This is a genomic window from Azoarcus indigens (assembly GCF_004361735.1).
Lineage (GTDB): Bacteria > Pseudomonadota > Gammaproteobacteria > Burkholderiales > Rhodocyclaceae > Azoarcus > Azoarcus indigens.
This window is the reverse complement of the sequence record NZ_SNVV01000051.1, coordinates 1-3,634: the sequence shown is the minus strand read 5'-3', so window position 1 is coordinate 3,634 and position 3,634 is coordinate 1. Positions and strand designations below refer to the sequence as shown.

Here is a 3,634-nt window from a genome sequence, read left to right as displayed (position 1 = left end):
CAGGGCCTGCCGGCCTCGGTGAAGCGCCTGTTCCAGCACCCGCAACTGGCGGCGTTTGCCGCCGCGCTGGAGAGCGAACCGCAGCCGGCCGAAGTCGTGGTGCCGCCGAACCGGATTCCGGCCGATTGCACCGCGATCACACCCGAGATGCTGACCCTGGTGGAACTGGACCAGGAAGAGATCGGCCGCATCGAAGCGGCCGTACCCGGTGGCGCCGCCAACATCCAGGACATCTACCCGCTGGCGCCGCTGCAAGAGGGCATCCTGTTCCATCACCTCATCCAGAGTGAAGGCGACGCCTATATCGCCCGCACGCTTCTCGGCTTCGACAAGCGGGCGCGCCTGGAGGGCTTTATCGCCAGCCTCAACCAGGTGATCGCGCGGCACGACATCCTGCGCACCGGGGTGCACTGGGAAGGTTTGCGCGAGCCGGTCCAGGTGGTTCACCGCCATGCCGAGGTCCGGGTCCATTGGCTCGAAACCGGGCCTGGAGAGGATGCGCGCGCGCGGCTGGACGAATATGTCGCTCTCGGCCGCTACCGGATCGATGTGCGCAAGGCACCGTTGATTCATGCGGTTGCCGTGCAGCAGCCCGACCGCTGCCTGCTCGCCTTGCCGTGCCACCACCTGATATCGGACCACACCACGCTGGAGCTGCTGGTGGGCGAGATCGCGCTGCTGCAGCAAGGCCGGAATGCCGAGCTGCTGGAGCCGGTGCCATTCCGCCGCTTTGTCGCCCAGGCGAAGCTGGGCGTGAGCGCGGCCGAACACCAGGCTTTCTTTACCCGCCTGCTGGGAGACGTGGCCGAGCCGACGGCACCATTTGGCCTGCTGGACGTCCGGGGCGACGGCAGCGGGGTCGAAGAGACCCGGCTGTCTTTGGAGGCGCCGCTGGCGCGGGCGATCCGGGAACACGCTCGGAGTCGCGGCGTAAGCGCTGCCAGCCTGTTCCATCTCGCATGGGCGATGGCCTTGGGTGTGGTGGCTGGCCGCAATGACGTCGTGTTCGGGACAGTCCTGTTCGGCCGCATGCAGGCGGGCGCGCAGGCGGACAAGGCGATGGGCTTGTTCATCAACACCCTGCCGATGCGCATACGCTTGAGGGCCGGCAGCGTGCTGGAGTGCCTGGAGCAGACCCACCGGACGTTGAGCGACCTGCTGCACCATGAGCATGCCAGCCTCGCGCTCGCGCAACGCTGCAGCGGCCTGCCGGGCGGGACGCCATTGTTTTCCGCGTTGCTGAATTATCGCTATGGCAGTTCGGAGAAGCCGGACTACGGCAATGCCTGGCAAGGCCTGGAAGCCCTGGGTGGAGAGGAACGGACCAATTATCCGGTCACGCTCTCGGTGGACGATCTGGGGGAGGGATTCGATCTGGTCGTACAGGTGGTGAGACCAACCGGAACCCGGCGACTGGGCGATTACATGCTGCAGGCGCTGAGCGCGATCGTGGACGCCTTGGGCGAGGCCCCGGAGCGAGCGCTGTCGGACGTCCCCCTGCTGAGCGCAGCGGAACGCGAGCAACTCAAAGGCTGGAGCGAAAACGGCGCCCCCCCGGCAAGCGCAGCGCCCATCCACCGGCTGATCGAAGCACAGGCGGCGGCCCACCCGGACGCGGTGGCGGTGATCTTCGGCGAGGCGCAGCTGAGCTACGGCGAGCTGAACCAGCGGGCCAACCAACTCGCGCACCACCTGACCGGGCGGGGCGTCGGCCCGGAAGTGAAGGTGGGAATCGCGGTCGAGCGCTCGCTGGAAATGGTGGTGGGCCTGCTGGCCATCCTGAAGGCGGGCGGAGCATACGTGCCGCTGGACCCCGAATACCCGGCGGAGCGGCTGGGCTACATGATGGACGACAGCGGGATAGGGCTGTTGCTCACGCAGCGCGCGCTTCGGGCGCAGCTGCCGCTACCGGGCGGACTCGCTGTCCTGGAACTGGACACGCTGGCGCTGACGGCCGAGCCGGCGCACAACCCGGACGTGCCGCTGAGCGGCGAGAACCTGGCCTATGTGATCTACACCTCGGGCTCCACCGGACGGCCCAAAGCAGTCGCCGTCGCCCACGCCCCCCTGGCCATGCATCTGCAAGCCGTCATCGGCCAATTCGGCCTCTCCCCGAACGACCGCCTGCTGCAGTTCGCCTCCCTCAGCTTCGACGCCGCCGTCTCCCAATGGGCCTCCCCGCTGCTCGCGGGCGCAGCCACCGTCATCCTCGCCGCCGAAGACCGGGAAACGGCCCGGCTGACCGCGGAAGCACGCGCCCGGGGCCTCACCGCCTTCCACCTGCCACCGGCCTACCTGCGGGAACTGGCCGCCACCCAGGATGAAAGCGGACTCCCGGTCCGGCTGTGCATTGGCGGCGGCGAAGCCTGGCCGGCGGAAAACTACCGTACCGCCTGCAAAGCCTTCATGCCCGAACGCCTGGTGAACTCCTACGGCCCCACCGAAGCGGTGATCAGCCCCTGCGTCTGGGAAGGCCGGCGTGACGACATCCTGCAAAGCGCCTATGTCCCCATAGGCCGGCCAGTAGGCGAGCGCAAAGCCTACGTGCTGGACACCGAACTCAACCTGACCCCGGCCGGCGTGGCCGGCGAGCTGTACCTGGGCGGCGTCGGCCTTGCGCGCGGCTACCTGAACCGTCCCGGCCTGAGTGCCGAGCGCTTCATCGCCGACCCCTACGACGAGTCCGGTGGGCGGCTGTACCGCACCGGCGACCTGGTGCGCTGGAACGCGGAAGGCGAGCTGGAGTACCTGGGCCGGATAGACCACCAGGTCAAGATCCGGGGCTTTCGCATCGAACTGGGCGAAGTGGAAGCGCAGCTGCTGGCCCAGCCGCAAATCCGTGAAGCGGTGGTGGTGGCCGACGAAGGCCCGGGCGGGGCACGGCTGGTGGGCTACGTGTCGGCCCAGGCGGGCGCGGAGATCGACACCGCGGAACTGCGCACCAAGCTGGGCGAGCAACTGCCGGACTACATGGTGCCCTCGGTGCTGATGGTGCTGGACGCGCTGCCGCTGAACGCCAACGGCAAGATAGACCGCAAGGCGCTGCCGAAGGCGGAGGCGGGAAGCACGCAAGCCTACGAAGCGCCGCAGGGCGAAGTGGAAGAACAGCTCGCGGCGATCTGGGCGGAGGTGCTCGGGGTGGAGCGGGTCGGTCGGCAGGACAGCTTCTTCGAACTCGGCGGCCACTCGCTGCTGGCGATCCAGATCGTGGCCCGGGTGGGCGATCGTCTGAACCAGAGCTTGAGTTTGCGCGAGGTGTTTCTCCATCCCCGCTTGATGGATATGGCATCGGCGTTGAATCAGGGCGAAGAAGAGCAATCGGTTGCGGACGTGCTCGCTTCAATCGATGCCTTCATCGACGACCTGGAGACGGCATGATGAAGGCGGAAACAGATTTCCAGCAGCTCGCAGAGCGGTTTTCCAGCCTCAGCCCGGAGCAGCGCCAGGCGGTCTACAAGAAAATCCGCGCCGGGGGCCTGGGCATGGAGCGTTTTCCCGTGCTGAGGAGAAGCGAGTCTTTGCGCTCGCAGTGTCCGGGCTCCTACGCGCAACGTCGTCAATGGTTCCTGTGGGAACTGGACCGTGCCAGCACGGCGTACCACATCGCCGGGGGCCTGCGGCTCCAGGGCGAGGT

The 3,634-nt window shown here is 67.6% G+C and carries 2 protein-coding genes; both read left to right on the top strand.

Translation table 11 applies throughout. The features are described 5' to 3' along the window. Positions 1 to 3,378, top strand: a 3,378-nt coding sequence (locus tag C7389_RS24525) for a non-ribosomal peptide synthetase (protein WP_133595287.1), incomplete at its 5' end; no start/stop codon positions are given. Beyond that, the coding region (locus C7389_RS24520; protein WP_133595286.1) for a hypothetical protein at positions 3,375 to 3,634 on the top strand (260 nt) is incomplete at its 3' end. The genes C7389_RS24525 and C7389_RS24520, both read left to right, overlap by 4 nt.